Origin of the sequence: Nonomuraea sp. NPDC052265, from assembly GCF_044547985.1 — a bacterium.
GTDB lineage: Bacteria > Actinomycetota > Actinomycetes > Streptosporangiales > Streptosporangiaceae > Nonomuraea.
The window spans coordinates 17,349-33,177 of sequence record NZ_JBIUBJ010000042.1 but is presented as its reverse complement, the minus strand read 5'-3'; the positions used below and the strand labels follow the sequence as shown (position 1 = coordinate 33,177).

At 69.3% G+C, this 15,829-nt stretch carries 14 protein-coding genes; 3 read left to right on the top strand and 11 right to left on the bottom strand.

From position 1 onward, the window contains the following. Positions 1-405: 405 nt before the first annotated feature. The 3 genes from ACIHAD_RS47615 to ACIHAD_RS47605 form a co-directional block, all read right to left on the bottom strand. The gene (locus ACIHAD_RS47615; RefSeq protein WP_397361499.1) at positions 406-828 is read right to left on the bottom strand and encodes a MerR family transcriptional regulator; all 423 of its coding nucleotides are present in this window, start codon (positions 826-828) and stop codon (positions 406-408) included. A gap of 56 nt (positions 829-884) precedes the next feature. Beyond that, positions 885-1,319, bottom strand: coding sequence for an Hsp20/alpha crystallin family protein (locus ACIHAD_RS47610; RefSeq protein WP_397361498.1), 435 nt, complete (start codon positions 1,317-1,319; stop codon positions 885-887). Positions 1,320-1,417: 98 nt separating this feature from the next. Then, positions 1,418-2,188, bottom strand: a complete 771-nt coding sequence (locus tag ACIHAD_RS47605) for a PhzF family phenazine biosynthesis protein (protein WP_397361497.1) — start codon at positions 2,186-2,188, stop codon at positions 1,418-1,420. A gap of 170 nt (positions 2,189-2,358) precedes the next feature. Here ACIHAD_RS47605 and ACIHAD_RS47600 point away from each other — a divergent pair, with 170 nt between their 5' ends. Continuing rightward, positions 2,359-2,742, top strand: coding sequence for a cell division protein SepF (locus ACIHAD_RS47600; protein ID WP_352320833.1), 384 nt, complete (start codon positions 2,359-2,361; stop codon positions 2,740-2,742). A gap of 6 nt (positions 2,743-2,748) precedes the next feature. Here ACIHAD_RS47600 and ACIHAD_RS47595 read toward each other — a convergent pair whose 3' ends face one another. The 5 genes from ACIHAD_RS47595 to ACIHAD_RS47575 all read right to left on the bottom strand — a co-directional run bounded on the left by ACIHAD_RS47595 (position 2,749) and on the right by ACIHAD_RS47575 (position 9,995). Next, positions 2,749-4,083, bottom strand: a complete 1,335-nt coding sequence (locus ACIHAD_RS47595) for a hypothetical protein (RefSeq protein WP_397361496.1) — start codon at positions 4,081-4,083, stop codon at positions 2,749-2,751. Positions 4,084-4,203: 120 nt separating this feature from the next. Continuing rightward, positions 4,204-5,931 (bottom strand): arginine--tRNA ligase, encoded by a 1,728-nt coding sequence (argS, locus tag ACIHAD_RS47590; protein ID WP_397361495.1) that lies wholly within the window; start codon positions 5,929-5,931, stop codon positions 4,204-4,206. Next, on the bottom strand, positions 5,928-8,219 hold the full coding sequence (locus tag ACIHAD_RS47585; RefSeq protein ID WP_397361494.1) for an HAD-IC family P-type ATPase: 2,292 nt from the start codon (positions 8,217-8,219) through the stop codon (positions 5,928-5,930). The genes argS and ACIHAD_RS47585 overlap by 4 nt, the downstream gene beginning before the upstream one ends. A 39-nt stretch (positions 8,220-8,258) precedes the next feature. Further along, positions 8,259-9,278: a phosphate acyltransferase PlsX gene (plsX, locus tag ACIHAD_RS47580; protein WP_397361493.1), complete on the bottom strand. Its 1,020-nt coding sequence runs from the start codon at positions 9,276-9,278 to the stop codon at positions 8,259-8,261. Positions 9,279-9,434: 156 nt separating this feature from the next. Next, positions 9,435-9,995: a DUF1707 domain-containing protein gene (locus ACIHAD_RS47575; RefSeq protein ID WP_397361492.1), complete on the bottom strand. Its 561-nt coding sequence runs from the start codon at positions 9,993-9,995 to the stop codon at positions 9,435-9,437. A gap of 177 nt (positions 9,996-10,172) precedes the next feature. Here ACIHAD_RS47575 and ACIHAD_RS47570 point away from each other — a divergent pair, with 177 nt between their 5' ends. Both ACIHAD_RS47570 and ACIHAD_RS47565 read left to right on the top strand, forming a co-directional pair. Beyond that, a complete protein-coding gene (locus ACIHAD_RS47570) occupies positions 10,173-11,489 on the top strand; it encodes a KamA family radical SAM protein (RefSeq protein WP_397361491.1) in 1,317 nt (438 codons plus the stop codon). A gap of 402 nt (positions 11,490-11,891) precedes the next feature. Beyond that, positions 11,892-12,875, top strand: coding sequence for a hypothetical protein (locus ACIHAD_RS47565; protein WP_397361490.1), 984 nt, complete (start codon positions 11,892-11,894; stop codon positions 12,873-12,875). 542 nt (positions 12,876-13,417) lie between these two features. On the opposite strand, the gene ACIHAD_RS47560 is transcribed toward ACIHAD_RS47565, so the two are convergent. The 3 genes from ACIHAD_RS47560 to ACIHAD_RS47550 form a co-directional block, all read right to left on the bottom strand. Continuing rightward, the gene (locus ACIHAD_RS47560; RefSeq protein ID WP_397361489.1) at positions 13,418-13,573 is read right to left on the bottom strand and encodes a hypothetical protein; all 156 of its coding nucleotides are present in this window, start codon (positions 13,571-13,573) and stop codon (positions 13,418-13,420) included. A gap of 129 nt (positions 13,574-13,702) precedes the next feature. After that, entirely contained in the window at positions 13,703-14,569 is an 867-nt protein-coding gene (locus tag ACIHAD_RS47555; protein ID WP_397361487.1) for an ABC transporter ATP-binding protein, read from the bottom strand. Then, the gene (locus ACIHAD_RS47550; RefSeq protein WP_397361486.1) at positions 14,562-15,497 is read right to left on the bottom strand and encodes an ABC transporter permease; all 936 of its coding nucleotides are present in this window, start codon (positions 15,495-15,497) and stop codon (positions 14,562-14,564) included. Before ACIHAD_RS47550 ends, ACIHAD_RS47555 begins: the two co-directional genes overlap by 8 nt. Positions 15,498-15,829 lie beyond the last annotated feature (332 nt).

The window sequence follows — 15,829 nt, the reverse complement described above, 5'->3', positions numbered from 1 at the left end:
CATATCCGCCCGCGTCACCAGCCTCCGCTCCGTTGACCTGCACTTTCAGCTCGGGACGGACTCCAGAACCCCCGAATTGCGCGGAACGCAGGCCTTCACGCCAGCCCCAGAACCATCACCCGCGACCGCATCCTGGGCCTCAAGCCCGCCCACGGACAATGTGATCGGGACTGATTCGAGGCGGAGGTGGATGGCTACGGCGATTTCTGTGGTTCCGGCCTGTGTCCCCCGAAGGGCTCGCTGAGCCAGGGACAGCGAGGGCATGTGGACTCTCAGCGGTGGGAGCGTCTCGCCATGACCTCACCGAGGGCTCGTTGATGTCGGCCTGGTGGTTCTGGGAGCCGCCGGAATGGGTGTTGCCTGGGGGCAGCGGGGGTGGCGGGTGTCAGGGAAATTGGTCTGGGCTCAGAGTTCTGGGGGCCAACCGTCTACCCGGTTGGGAGGGGTGGTTCCTGGCGCCTGCGTCTCGCCTTGCGGGACGTGCTCCTGGGCGTCGGTGCTGTGCGGATCTTGTGTCGTCCTTGGCGTTGTCAGGGAGGTGTGGGCTTCTTTCAGTTGCCGGCGTACGTCGGCGAGTTCGCGTTCGAGTTCCAGGATGCGGCGGATGGCGATCAGGGTCATGCCCTGGTCGGCGAGGTCGGTCACGTGCCGGACGGTCACGATGTCGTGGCGGGAGTAGCGGCGTTGGCCGCCGGATGAGCGGCTCGGGCTGATGACGTCGTGTTCGTCCAGGCGGCGAAGGTAGGCCTGGCGGACCTGGAGCATCTCGGCGACCTGGCCCAGGGAGTAGAGCGGGGCGTGTTCGTCGTCGAAGGGCAGCTCGGGCATCGTGACCTCCTCGGGGTTCGGGGGCGAGGCCGGGATGCCCCGCCCCCGGTGCCGGGTCAGGCCCGGATGGCCTTCGCGTCGTTGTGCCGGATCTCCACCTTGCGCGGCTTGGCGCGTTCGAGGACGGGGATGCGTACGGTGAGCACGCCGTTGGCGTAGCCGGCGTCGACGCGGTCGCTGTCGAGGTGTTCCGACAGGTAGACGCGCCTGGTGAACGTGCCCATCGGGCGCTCCCGGACGAACAGGCGCTCGTTCTCGGCGAGCTCCTCCTCGCGGCGGGCGCTGACGCTGAGGACGCCTCGGTCGACGGTCACTTCGATGGAGTCCGGGTCGATGCCGGGCAGGTCGAAGCGCAGGACCACGTCGTCGTCGCGGCGCAGGCCGTCCATCGGCATCATGGCGGAGCCGCGGTCGTCGAAGGTCTGGCGGGCCAGCCGGGTGAACTGGCGCTCGAACTCCTGGAAGAAGGGGTCGATCGAAGTCAGCAGCATGGTTCCGAACCTCCTGCCTCTGTTGTGGGAACTAACCTCCAACTCGATTTGCAGGTTAGAGAGCTGAGAGGAGGGAAGCAAGGAAGGTAAGGAAGTTTTTACCTGGACGGAAGGAGCGTGCCGGTGAGGATCGTGACGGCATGGCCGGCGAGGTGGACGCGGTCGCCGTCCAGGCGGGTGTGCACCAGGCCGCCTCTGGCGGAGAGTTGCGCGCCGGTCAGGGCGGTGCGGCCGAGGCGCGCGGACCAGTACGGGGACAGCGCGCAGTGGGCCGAGCCCGTCACCGGATCCTCCGGAATGCCGACTTTGGGAGCGAAGAATCGTGAGACGAAATCCGTGCCGGTGCCGCGGGCGGTGACGATGACGCCGCGGGCGTCCACTGCCGACAGGGCCGGGATGTCGGGGCGCAAGGTGCGTACCGTCTCCTCTGAATCGACCTCGACCAGCAGGTCCAGGTCGCTTTTCCCGACCCGCACCGGTGTTGCTCCGAGCGCTTTCTCCAGGCCGTCGGGAACCGTGGCGGGCGCCACCTCCTTGGCCGGGAAATCCATCGTGATGAGGTCTCCGGCGGCGCGATTCACGGTTAGCGTTCCGCCGGCCGTGCGGAATTCGACCGGGCCGGTCGCCGTGCCGGTCGAATACAGAACGTGAGCGGTCGCCAGCGTGGCATGACCGCAGAGAGTGACCTCGGCCACAGGGGTGAACCACCGTAGGGAATCGCCGAGCAGGAAGGCGGTCTCGGAGAGGTTCATCTCGGCGGCTACGCTCTGCATCCAGCCATCAGTAACCGGAGAGTCCAGCAGGCAGACACCTGCGGGATTACCCTTGAAAGCTGTGTCGGTGAAGGCGTCTACAGTGAACAGGCGCATGTGGCCGATGCTATACGGGGGGGACGGATATCCAGATGCAAGCGGGTTGCAAGCCGTACAAAATGGAATTAGGGCTGGGCGTGTCGCGTGGCGAATGCGGAATCGTCGGTTACCGTCCAATGTGTAGGGACGTGCCGATTACGGTGAGTTCCTGAGGAAAGGACAAGCCGATGGGGGCAGTGCGCAAGGTGGTGAACTACCTTGGCCTGAGCGGGGTCGATCACTACGACGACGGCTATGACGACGACGAGCACTACGAGGACGAGTACGTTCCGGCGACGGAGCGTGCCGCCCGGCGGTGGCGCGCGAACGTCGACGCGTCGCGCATCGTCATGGTGCAGCCGCTCAAGTACAACGACGCACCGTTGATCGGTCAGCACTTCCGTGACGGGCAGACGGTGATCATGGACGTCACGGGCATGGCGATGCCCGAGGCGACGAGGATGGTCGACTTCGCCGCCGGGCTCGCGTTCGGTTGTGAGGGGCGGATCGAGCGCATCGCCGACCGCGTGTTCCTGCTCGCGCCGGCGCACGTGGAGATCGAGACGACCTGATCAGGTCTAGGCAGCGCGCGGGCCGCGACGAATCAGCCGGGTGAGCTCGGCTGCATCGTCAGCGGCCTGTTTCGCGCGTGCGTCCGCTTCTCTGGCGTAGGCGTGCAGGGCCCACACGGCGCCCTCGGCCAGTTCCTTCAGCTCGTTGACCTGGGCGGCCACGTAACGGGCGTCGGCGACGACCGTCTTGTGGCGCTGCCAGAGCTGCCAGCCGCCCAGCCCGAGCATGGCCACCCCGGCGGCGGTCAGCAGGAGCGAGGCGCTGAACGCCGCTCCGGCCAGGCACGCGACACCCGCCACGATCAGCACGAGAGCGGCCCACGGACGGCCGCGCGGCACGACGCCCTCGGTGAGGATGGCGTTCTCGGCCGTGGCGATCGAGGTCTCGTCGGGGCCTTCGGGGCGCAGGTGGATGCGGTGGCCGAGCAGCGGGACGGTCAGCGTGGCGGGCGGCGTCAGCCGGCTGTCGGCTTCGAGCTCCTCGGCCAGGCCGCGCAGGATGGGCGCCGCGACGTGCAGGGCGATGGCGGCCAGGTGCGGGTCGGCGCCGGGACGCAGGTCGTCGAGCAGGTGGGAGATCAGCGAGGCCATCGGGCCCGCCGGGCCGCCCTGCCCGATCTGGGCGCGCAGGACCGCCAGTGGCTCGTCCTCGGCCCAGGACGCGGCCGGGCTGGCCGAGCTGTTGCTGAGCGGGGCGGGGGAGTCGTGGTCGGCCTGCCGCGCCGAGGTGATCTCTGCGCAACGGCCGCGCAGCCTGGACAGGCGGGCGGCCGCCACCGCCGGACGGGCCAGATCAGGGATTTCGGCCATCTCCGGGAAGTCGGCCAGCGACGGCGGCACGACGACCGAGGGCTCGCCGGGCACCAGCGCCTGCACCCACTCCTCGACGTCGGCGTGCTCCTGCACGGCCAGCGCGTCGAGCTTGCGCAGCACGAAGATCTTGCCGGCCGGGCCGTAGGCGCCGCGGGCGGCGGCCAGCCAGAGCGAGCGCTGCCCGTGGGTGACGGGACGGTCGAGCGACAGCTCGCCGAAGGCCGTGCCGAGCCAGGAGGCGTGAATGCGGCTGCCCTGCCCGGACACCGCCAGCGCCAGGCAGAGGAAGAGCGCGGTCTGCTGCTGGTCTCGGCCGGCGGCCCTGCTCAGCGGTTCGAGCGGGTCGTCGCCGGCGAGGATGGCGACCAGTGCTTCGACGGCAGGGGGCAGCCAATGGCCGGGTATGTCGCGAAAGCCCGGAGCGGCGGGAGGCGCGGTGCCATTGGCGGCGAGGTGCGCCAGCAGCGCCTCGGCGTAGCGTTGCAACTCCGTCGCTGCTTGGGGGCTCGCAGTCAGGTCCGTGCTCAAGGCAGAGAACTCCCCCATTTCGGCCTCAGTTCATGACCGCGTAAAGCCTAGCCGTTAGGGCGCGCCAACCCGGTGGAGGCGCGCCCATGACGGAACGGGAGACTTTGAGCCAACTGCCTGTTACATGCGGTCGGGGACGGGGACGCCCAGAAGGTCGAGGCCGGTTTCGAGCACGCGCAGGGTCAGCGCGCACAGGGCCAGCCGCGAGAGGCGGGTCTCGGGCTCGACGTCGGACCGCAGCACCGGGCACTGCTCGTAGAACGTGCTGAACAGGCTCGACGTCTCGAAGAGGAAGTTGCACAGCCGGTGGGGCTCGGAGCGCGCGGTGGCCTCTTCGATGAGCGTGCCGAAGCCGAGCAGGTGGAGGGCCAGGGCGCGCTCGGCGGGGTCGCCCAGGAGGATCGGGGACGTGGCCGCCGCCGGGGCCATGTCCGCCTTGCGGAAGATGGAGCGGATGCGGGCGGTGGCGTACTGCATGTAGGGGCCGGTGTTGCCGGTGAAGCCCAGCATGCGGTCGTAGTCGAAGACGTATTCGCTGTCGTGGCTGACCGACAGGTCGGCGTACTTCACCGCGCCCATGCCGACGGCGAGGGCGATCTCGCTGCGGGTGGTCTCGTCGTAGCCGCGCTCGGCGATGGCCGCCGCGGCCCGGTCGACGCCCTCCTGGAGCAGGTCCATCAGCTTGATGGACTCGCCCGACCTGGTCTTGAAGCGGCGGCCGTCCTTGCCCAGCATCATGCCGATCTGGACGTGCTCGGCCGAGACCGTGTCGGGCAGCCAGCCGGCCATCTGGGCGGCGGCGAAGACCATGCGGAAGTGCAGGGCCTGGTCGGCGCCCACCACGTAGAGGATGCGGTCGGCCTTCAGGTCGTGGACGCGGTAGCGGATCGCCGCCATGTCGGTGGAGGCGTAGCCGTAGCCGCCGTCGCTCTTCCTGATGATGAGCGGCAGGGGCTTGTCGTCGGAGCCGGTGAAGCCGGGCGGGAACAGGCAGAGCGCGCCCTCGCTGTGGACCGCCACGCCCGACGACTCGAGGTCGTCGCAGGTCTTCGCCAGCATGGGGTTGTACATGCTCTCGCCCGCGAGGTCGGCGTCGGTCAGCGTGACGCCGAGCAGGGAGTAGACCTTGTTGAAGTAGCGGACGGTGGCGTCCATGAAGACGTGCCACAGGCGCATGGTGGCGGGGTCGCCCGACTGGAGGGTGGTGACCCGGACCCGGGCACGCTGCTTGAAGCCCTCGTCGGCGTCGAACTTGGCCCGCGCCGCCTGGTAGAACTCGGTGCCCATGCCCGCTTCGAGCTGGGCGACCGCGGCCGGCTCGCCGATGTCGAGCAGGTGCTCGATGAGCATGCCGAACGGGGTGCCCCAGTCGCCGAGGTGGTTCTGCCTGATCACCTTGTTGCCGAGGTGTTCGTGCAGGCGGGCCAGCGAGTCGCCGACGATGGTCGTGCGCAGGTGGCCGACGTGCATCTCCTTGGCCGCGTTGGGCGCGGAGTAGTCGATCACCACGGTCTGCGCGGGCGTGCTCGTGCCCACGCCGAGGCGCTGGTCGTCGCGCATGCCCGCGGTCTGGGACTCGATCCAGGAGTCGGCGAGCGTGATGTTGAGGAAGCCGGGGCCGCTGACCTCGACCGTGCCGGGGAAGTCGGACAGCTCGGCCCTGATCGCCTCGGCGACCTCCCGCGGGGACCGTCGCAGGCGCTTGGCCAGGCTCATCGCGACGTTCGCCTGGAAGTCGGCGAACTGTGAGGGCCGGATCAGCGGGTCTGCGTCGGCGTGCTCGGCGCCGAACGCGTTGGCCAGCGCCTGCTGGACGCGCTCGGTGAGCACTATCTGCGGGTCGGTCATGTTCTAAGGGTACCGGCGACCTTGACCGCGATGCTGATGGCCACAGCAGCCACCAGGGCGATGCCGACGGCCGTCAGGTCGTTGCTGAGGTCGCCGGGCGCGAGGGCGAAGAAGCGCCGGACGGGCGGCAGCGCCAGGGCGACCGCGAAGAGCCCCGCCATGGACGCCAGCAGCGTGATCCGCCACCAGTTGAGCGGTCTGGTGATCAGCACGAGCACCCACCACGTGGTGAGGAAGAGCGTGATCACCGCGGACGTCTGGTCCTCGGTCAGGGTGGAGGTGCCGCTGTGCGCGGCCCAGAACGACAGCAGCACCGCGCCCGCGCACAACACCCCCGCCGGTACGGCGAAGCGCAGCACCCGCCGGACGAACCCCGGCCGCGCCCGTTCGAGCGTGGGCGCGAGCGCCAGGAAGAACGCCGGGATGCCGATGGTCAGCGCGTTGGTGAGGGTCGAGTGGCGGGGCGCGAACGGGAACATCACCCCGGCCACGCCGACGGCCAGCGACAACACGATCGCGTAGAAGGTCTTGGTGAGGAAGAGGTTGGCGACGCGTTCGATGTTGGCCAGCACCCGGCGGCCCTCGCCGACGACGTGCGGCAGCGTGGCGAACCTGTTGTCCAGCAGCACCACCTGGGCCACCGCCTTGGTGGCCGGGCTGCCCGCGCCCATGGCGATGCCGAGGTCGGCGTCCTTGAGTGCGAGGACGTCGTTGACGCCGTCGCCGGTCATGGCCACGGTGTGCCCGCGGGCCTGCAGCGCACCGACGAACTGCCGCTTCTGCTGCGGGCTGACCCGGCCGAACACGGTGTGGGAGTCGAGCAGTTCGCCCAGCTTGTCGGGGTCGTCCTGGGGGAGCGTCCTGGCGTCGACGGAACGGTCGCCGCCCGGGATCTTCAGGCTCATGGCGATGGCGGAGACCGCCTCCGGGTTGTCGCCGGAGATCACCTTGACCGTGACGCCCTGCTTGGCGAAGTAGCCGAGGGTCTTGAGGGCGTCGGGCCTGATCTTCTGCCTGAGGGTGACCAGCGCGACGGGCTCGACGGCCCCGCCGTTCTCGGCGGCCCGCAGGTCGTGCGTACGGCACAGGACGAGGACGCGGGTGCCGGTGGCGGCCAGCTCGGCGGCCTTGTCGTAGCCGGCGCCGTCGTGCAGCAGCACGTCGGGCGCGCCCAGCAGCCAGGCGCCGTGCCCGCCGAAGTCGGCGCCGCTCCACTTGCGGGCCGAGGAGAAGGGCACGGCCGAGGCCGCCGACCAGCCGTCGGCGGGGGCGGGGTAGCGGGCCCGGATGGCCTGGGCGGTGGCGTTGGGGTGGGCGTCGAGGTGGGCCAGGGCGGCCAGCGCGGGCTCGACCGGGTGGCCGTCGCGCAGCGGGAGCACCTGGTCGAGGTCCATGCCGCCGGCGGTGAGGGTGCCGGTCTTGTCCAGGCAGAGGACGTCGACCCTGGCCAGCCCCTCGATCGCGGGCAGCTCCTGGACCAGGCACTTGCGCCGGCCGAGGCGGATGACGCCGACGGCGAACGCGATCGAGGTCATCAGCACCAGGCCCTCGGGGATCATGGTGACGATGCCGGCGACCGCGCCGGTGATGGCGGTGCCGAAGTCGGCGGAGTTGTGCAGCTGGCTGTAGATCAGCAGGGCGCCGATGGGGATGACCAGCCAGGTGATGTACTTGATGAAGTTGGCCACGCCCTCGCGCAGCTCGGAGTGGGCCAGGTGGAACTTGCTGGCCTCCTCCGCCAGCCGCACGGCGTAGGCGTCGGTGCCGACTCGGGTGGCGACGTACGCGCCCGAGCCGGCCACCGCGAAGCTGCCCGACAGCACCTGGTCGCCGGGCTTCTTGTGCACCGGTTCGGCCTCGCCGGTCAGCAGCGACTCGTCGACCTCCAGGCCGTCGGAGGCGACGACCTCGCCGTCGACCAGGAGGCGGTCGCCCGAGCCGAGCAGGACCAGGTCGCCGAGGACGACCCGGTGCGGCTCGACCTGCTGGTCCAGGCCGTCACGGCGGACGCCGACCGGGGCCTCGTTGATGACGGCCAGCTTGTCGAGGGTGCGTTTGGCGCGCAGCTCCTGGACGATGCCGATCAGCGCGTTGGCCACGATCACCAGCCCGAACAGGCCGTCCTGCCATTCGCCGAAGATCAGGATCAGCGCCCAGAGGACGCCGATGACCAGGTTGAACAGGGTGAACACGTTCGCCCTGATGATCGCGCTCAGCGACCTGCTCGACCGCCGCGGCACCTCGTTGGTCTTCGCCCCCGCGACCTGTGCTGAGGTGAGGCCGTCCACATACCCCCCGTTTCTGTGGATCGGTCTCACCATACGGCGTCACCAGAGTCTGTGTGAGCGATGCGTGGCGGCGATCCTGTCGCCGATCCTGGAGACGATGCCGCCCGCGGAGAGGTCGGCGGCGACCTGGCAGGCGGCGCTGATCGCGGGGGCCCTGGAGGAGCCGTGGGCGATCACCACCGTCCCGTTCAGCCCGAGCAGGACGGCGCCGCCGTGGGCCTCGGCGTCGAGGCGTCTGCGCAGCTCGCGCAGGCGGCCGCGCTGCATGAGCGCGCCGAACTTGGCGATCCGGCTCTCGCCGATGGTCTCGGCCAGCTCGCCGAACGCGTACCGGACCGTGCCTTCCATGGTCTTGAGTGCGACGTTGCCGGTGAAGCCGTCCGTGGTGATCACGTCGACCTTGCCGGTGAGGAGGTCGTGGCCCTCGACGTTGCCGGTGAAGTGGATGCCGGGGGAGGCCAGGAGCAGCTCATGGGCGCGTTTGACGAGCTTGTTGCCCTTCTCCGCCTCGCTGCCGATGGTGAGCAGGCCGATCCTGGGCTCGGGGATGTCGTTGGCGAGCTCGGCGTAGGCCGCGCCGAGGTGGGCGAACTGCACCAGCATCTCCGGTTTGACCTCGGCGTTGGCGCCGGCGTCCACGAGGAGCGTGGGGGTGGGGAGCGTGGGGAGCGCCACGGCGATGGCCGGCCGCAGGACGCCCTGCTGGGCCTTGAGCCGGAGCCGGCCGGTGGCGACGATGCCCGCGGTCGAGCCGGCCGACACCACGGCCGAGGCGTCGCCGCGGCGGACCAGGTGGCAGGCGATGGCGATGCTGGACCTCGGGCGCCGCAGGCTGGCCAGGGCGCCTTCGTCCATGGCCAGGGCCTCCTCCGCCCTGACGATGGGGACCTCTTTGGTGGCGTCGTGGTCGGCCAGGGCCTCGTACAGGATGCGGGGTGAACCGACGAGCACGACGGGGAGCCCGCGCTCCCGTACGGCGTGGACGGCGCCGGCCACGATCTCGTGGGGGGCGTGGTCGCCTCCCATGGCGTCGAGCGCGATGGGCCTGCTGTCGGACAATGGTCACCTCGTGGGACAGGCGAGCCCGCCGTCGCCGGCCGGGCCGGTACGCGGGCTCGTGTATGTCCGCATCGTAGGCAGGCCCGAGGTCAGGTCAACCGTCGGGTGGACCTCCCTGGTTCCCCGGCGCGGCGGTTCCATTCACGGGGACGCCCGTCAGTGGAGGTTCCAGTCGTCGAGGCCGCGGGTCACGATGACCTTGGAGAACTTCGACGAGCCGGTGACCCGGATCAGCGGGCCGTCACCCGCCGAGCCGCCGCTCACGTTCCGCTTGCCGAAGACGGAGCTGCCCTCGTCGATCACGTGGGCGTTCTCGGGCACCCGGACGATCAGCTTGCTGAACTTCGCGTCGGTCTCGATCGTGATCTCCCGCCCGGGGAGCACGGCGTCGGACAGGTCGATGACGAGGGCGCCGAAGCGGGCCGACAGCCTGGTACGCCGGGACGCGACCCAGCGCCCCTTGCGCACGATCTTGCTGAACTTCGAGCTGATCACCTGGTGCTCGATGGCCTCGGGCAGGGCGGACGGGGTGGACACCTGGGGCAGGTCCCGGGTGAGGGGGACGAGCTCGCCGATCGTCTTCGCCGTGTAGGCGATCTCCAGACGGTCGGCGTGCTCGACGCTGGTCAGTCTTCCGGTGGCGAGCGCGTCGCCCAGCAGGGCCGCCACGCGGTCGCGGTCGGCGTCGGAGGCGCGCAGGTCGAGATCCTCGGTCACGATAAATCAGTGTATGACGAATCGCGATATGTCGCGAGTGTCGAGAACCTGCAAGGAAACTTGGAGCCCAGCGGAACCGGGGACGCGGCGCGTCGCGTCCGGATATTAAGAACCGTAGACGCGCGACAAGGTCGTGAGGTTTACACGCGAGCGAACAAAAAAGATGGGAAAGGCCTAGTGATCTTGAACCAGGCAGGTACACGACGCTTCAAGGCGTACACGTCCAAGCACCTCGACGAGCTCCTGCGACGGGCGGGGCTGGGTGACGAGGAGCGGCTGAAGGTCCGCGCCGTGGCCACGGTGCTGCCCTTCCGGACGAACGCCTATGTCGTGGACGAACTCATAGATTGGTCGGCGGCGCCCGACGATCCCATCTACCGCCTCGTCTTCCCGCAGGAGGACATGCTGCCCGCCGCGGACGTGGCCAGGCTGGCCGATCTGCTCAAGGCCGAGGCGCCCAACAGCGAGATCCAGGCCGAGGCCAACCGCGTACGCGCACAGCTCAACCCGCATCCCGCCGGCCAGAAGGAGCTCAACGTCCCGAAGATGGGCGACGAGCCGGTGCCCGGCATGCAGCACAAATATCCAGAGACAGTGCTCTTCTTCCCTAAACAGGGGCAGACCTGTCACGCCTACTGCACCTACTGCTTCCGGTGGGCGCAGTTCATCGGGGACGCGGACCTGAAGTTCGCCTCCGACGACATCGACCGGATGGTGTCCTACATCCGCCAGCATCCCGAGGTCACCAGCGTCCTCATCACCGGCGGCGACGCCATGATCATGGGCGAGCCGGTCATCCGGCGCTACATCGAGCCGCTGCTCGGCCTCGACCAGCTCGAATCGATCCGGATCGGCACCAAGGCGCTGGCCTACTGGCCGCAGCGCTTCACCACCGACCCCGACGCCGACGCCACGCTCGGCCTGTTCCAGGAGGTGGTGAAGGCCGGCAAGAACCTGGCGTTCATGGCCCACTTCTCGCACCCGAGGGAGCTGGAGTCGCCGCTGGTGGAGTCGGCGGTCGAACGCATCCTCGGCAGCGGGGCCACGATCAGGACCCAGGCGCCGCTGATCAGGTCCATCAACGACGATCCCGCCGTGTGGTCGTCGATGTGGCGGCGGCAGCTCAGGATGGGGCTGATTCCCTACTACATGTTCGTCGAGCGCGACACCGGGCCGCAGGACTACTTCGCGGTCCCGCTGGCCCGCGCGTACGAGATCTTCAGGGACGCCTACTCGACCGTCTCCGGGCTCTGCCGTACGGTCCGGGGGCCGTCCATGTCGGCCACGCCGGGCAAGGTGTGCGTGGACGGCGTCGCCGAGATCGCCGGTGAGCGCGTCTTCGTGCTCCACCTCATCCAGGCCCGCGACCCCGAGCTGGTCGGGCGGCCGTTCTTCGCCCGGTACGACCCGTCGGCGGTCTGGCTGACGGATCTGCGGCCGGCGTTCGCCGAGCGTTTTCCGTTCGAGTCGGCCGACGCCCTGCTGCCCATCTGAGTGGTCGCGTTCGCGTACCACGACCGCTGAATTGTGCGCCCCCGGCCCGTGACTTTTGTTAATGCGACCAGTTGTTCGCGGGCCGTGCGGGCGCACGATGCCGTCGCGGGCCCGATCACGATCGGGTCCGCGCGGAATCCAAATCAAAACCGGGGTATTTCCCGTTTTGTCTCTCCGCTCAACGCTCCCCCTTTACTCGGTAACCGGGCTGCAAACCCTGCTACATGGGCTTTCCGGCCGCCTGCGGGCGATCACGGTGAGTGATACAACTGCTTCCGTAGCTCAGCCGTGACAGCACGCTTCGTGTGGTGCCCATAGCGTGTGCGCCACGGCATTCGGGGGTTATCGATTCGCATTTCCACCGCATTCGAGAGCGATCGATCACGAGCCGGGAAGGCAATCATGAATCGAGTAGTCAAGGCGGCCGTTGCCGTCACAGCATTCGGCTTGGCGGCGGCTTTGGCCGTGCCAGCTCAAGCAGAAGTTCAATTCACTCACACCGCCAAGGCCGTCCCGCTGGACGGCCTGGGCGGGGGCACCAGCGGAGGCCCGCTCGACCTGCTCGGCGGCCTGCTCGGCGGCGGGCTGCTCAGCAGCCTGGGCGGTGGCCTTGGCGGCCTGACCGGGGGCAACAAGCCCAAGTCGGACGCCGCCACCGACGCCAACGCACGCGACACCGCCGACGAGAACCGGCGCGCCAGCATGGCGATGACGCCGAACGCGGCCGAGGACGTCACCCGCTTCAGCGGCCCGCTGCCCGAGCTGTCGCCCATCCTCAGCAGCCCGTCGGTCGGCGGCGGCGGCCGGGGCCTGGCCAAGTCGCTGCCGCTGCTCGGCGGCGCCCGCATGGCGCAGCCGCTGGTCAAGGGCGCGCCGCAGAGCAACGGCCAGCTCACCGGCGCCGGCGCCCCGCTGCGCGGCGCCATGGACACGATGACCGCCCTGGCCGGGGCCTCGGTCGGCGGCGCGATGGGCAAGGTGGGCGGCGGCGCGCTGCTGCCCGGCACGGGCGCCGGCACCGCCGGCAACGCCGCCACGACGATGACGGGCACCACCAAGGGGCTGCGCGACCTGTCCACCGAGTCCGGCGTGGGCGGGCTGACCCGCGCCGCCAGGCTGGCCCTGCCGCACGCTTCGAGCGGCGAGCTGGCCCCGGTGGTCGGGCAGGTCGCCCCCGTCGAGGCCGCGCCGGTCGTCGAGGCGCTGCCGGGCACCACCCAGACCGCCTCCGTGGACGAGATCACCCCGCTCATGGAGGACACCGCGGGCCTCGTCTCGGCCAACGGCTCCAAGGCCGCCGGCTCCTACGGCGACATGGTGTCCGCCCTGGGCTGGAGCACCGACGCGGTGACGAGCTCGGTGCGGGGCTCCTGGGTGCGCAACTGACGCGAGCGCGGCGCGTCCCGGACGTGTTCTGGATGTGACCCGCGCGGGTGCGTCCCGGACATGCCGTGACGACGCGCGGACGCGGCCCGCCGAGGGCCGGTGCGACGGTTCGCCGGCGTCCTAGGTGCCGACGCTCGCGAACCGGCCGTGACGGCCGTGACGGCAGCCCGCGTTCAAGCGACAGGTTGTTCCCGACGGCGTGTTCCCGCTCTCCCAGGCGTCAGTGGACGCCCGCGGAACGACGGGGGCGCCGTCGCCCCGATGCGACAGGCCGATGGTGTGCGCTCAAAGGTGCCGAGCGCGCCGACGGCACTGCCGCGCGTCGGTCGCGGGTCCGCCGCCTCGGGCGGACGGGCCCGCCACGGGTCTGGGCGGACGTGCCCCAGCCCGGGGTTCGCACACGCGTCCCGCCGCTGACTGCAGGGCAGCGGCGCCGCGCCGAGCCCGCCGCCGGCCCCGATCCGGGGTCGGCGGCCTTCTTTTTTCCCCACCCTCGTACGGCCTCGCCCGCTCCCGGCAGCGACGGCGGTCCCCTCGATCGGTCAGGGCAGCCGGACGCCGGTGCGGCGGGCTATCTGGGCCTGCAGCCGGGCCATCTGCCAGTGAAGATCCAGCAGCTGCTCGGCGAGCTGCATCCTGGGGATCTCGGCCACGTCCTCGATGGCCAGGTGGTCGATCGCGGCCGAAAGCTCTCCCATCGCGCGCCCCCACTCCATCAGCGTTCCTTGGTTCGAATCCGCGTTCGAATTCTATCGGAACGACAGTCACGCTGTCAGTGTTTCGGCGCGCGAGTCACCCACGTCTCGCATGGGTGATCGAAAGCGGGCTCAGCCCTTGTTGTAGGCGGAGATGACTTCCTTGGGGTCGCCGTCCATCCTGATCTTGCCCTTGTGCAGCCAGATGACCCGGTTGCAGGTCTCCTCGATGACCTTGAGGTCGTGGGCGACCAGGAAGACCGTGCCGGCGGACTCGCGGATCTGCCGGATGCGCGCCTCGCTCTTCTTGCGGAACTCGCGGTCGCCGGTGGCCAGCGCCTCGTCGATGAGCAGCACGTCGTGGGTCTTGGCCGAGGAGATGGCGAAGCGCAGGCGCGCCCCCATGCCCGAGGAGTACGTGGACATGGGCAGCTGGACGAACTCGTCGATGCCGGAGAAGTCGACGATCTCCTGGTACTTCTCCTTGACCTCCGTCGGCGTCATGCCCATGGCGTAGCAGCCGAGGACGATGTTGCGCTCACCGGTCAGCTCGCGCATGAGCGCGGCGTTGACGCCGAGCAGCGAGGGCTGGCCGTCGGTGTAGACGGCGCCCTCGTGCGGCGGGAGGAGGCCGGCGATGGCGCGCAGCAACGTGGACTTGCCCGACCCGTTGCGGCCCACGATGCCGATGGCGTCGCCGTGGTAGGCCACGAAGGTCACGCCCTTGACGGCGTGGACCTCCTTCATCTGCGGGCGGCCCTGGCGCTTCAGCAGGCGCGTGAGGGCGTTGACCGCGTTGCCCTTCTCGTTGTCGGTGGCCGTGCCGTAGACGCGGTAGACAATGTGCAGGTCGTCGACGATGACGGTCGGGGTGCCCGTGGGAACGTCGAGCGGACGCTTGCCCGGGGGCTCCGGGTTGGGGTGCACCCTCACGTCCTTGCCGGGGACGGCGGGCTCCTCGCCCTTCACCTGTGACAGCTCCTCGGTCAGTTCAGCCACGCCCGTACCTCTCCTCGGACCGCCAGAAGTACCAGAAGCCGAAGCCGAGTGCGAACACTGCCCAGAATACGCAAGACACCAACACCATAGTCGGGGGGTTGTGTCCGTTCTGGGGGTGATAGGTCTTGATGAGGATGTCGCGCATCCACTCGATGTAGGAGGCCGTCGGGTTCAGGTACATCACGTCGGCGACCCATTGGGGCATACCGGCGGACCCAACCACCTTGTCCTGGATCGAGAAGAAGACGCCCGAGGCGTAGAGCCAGGTGCGGGTGATGAACGGCAGCAACTGGTTGAGGTCGCGCATCTGGGAGCCCATCCGGGCGATGACCAGGCTGGCCCCGATGTTGAACATCGTCTGGAGCGCCAGCACCACCGGGATCATGAGCCAGAACCAGGTGGGCCACTCGCCGGTGGCCACCACGATGACCAGGAGCACGCCCATGGAGATGGCGAGCTGCTGCAGCTCCTGGATCGTGTACGCCAGCGGCAACGAGGCGCGCGGGAAGTGCAGGGCGCGGATCATCGACAGGTTGCCCGAGATGGACTTGGCCCCCGCCGTGACCGTGCGCTGGGTGTAGGTGAAGACGAACATCCCGGTCAGCAGGAAGGCCGGGTAGTTCACGATGTTGCCCTTGCCGCCCAGGATGACGCCGAACATCACGTAGTAGATGCCGGCGTTGAGGAGAGGGGTCAGCACCTGCCACAGCTGGCCCAGGGCCGAGCTGGAGTACTTCGAGACGTTGCGGGACGTCGCGTACGTCAGGATGAAGTGTCGCCGCTCCCAGAGCTGGCGCAGATAGACAGGGAACCTCGGCCGCGCGATGGCACGACGAAGTCCGTATCTCTCGGCGAGCTTGGCCAGCGGCTCCTGCCCGCTTCGGCCGCCCGCCTGGGCGTCCGCGACAGCGGATTCCGGCTGGCTCATGGCAAGGACTCTATTGGATCCCGGTCGGTGGGGTGCCTGCCGCGAGGGACGCGGCAGATGCTTGGACGGAGTCTTGGGGCGCCAGGTTCCAAGGTGCCGTCAAGACTCGCTCAACCGTAGCCCAGCGAGGCGGGCCATGGCGGGAAGGGCGCGACCACGGTCCTGTAGGGGGTAATTTTCATCCGCTGTTCACGTCGAGGGTTGACCTGTTTGAGCATCCCTGGGGGGTTTGTATTCTTACGGGTGGAATGTCTGTGACGCTGGATTGGCGCACGTGTGACCGAACTGCAACGCGCCAGAGACTCGCTGGTGGCAAGTAGTAAGGGATAGTC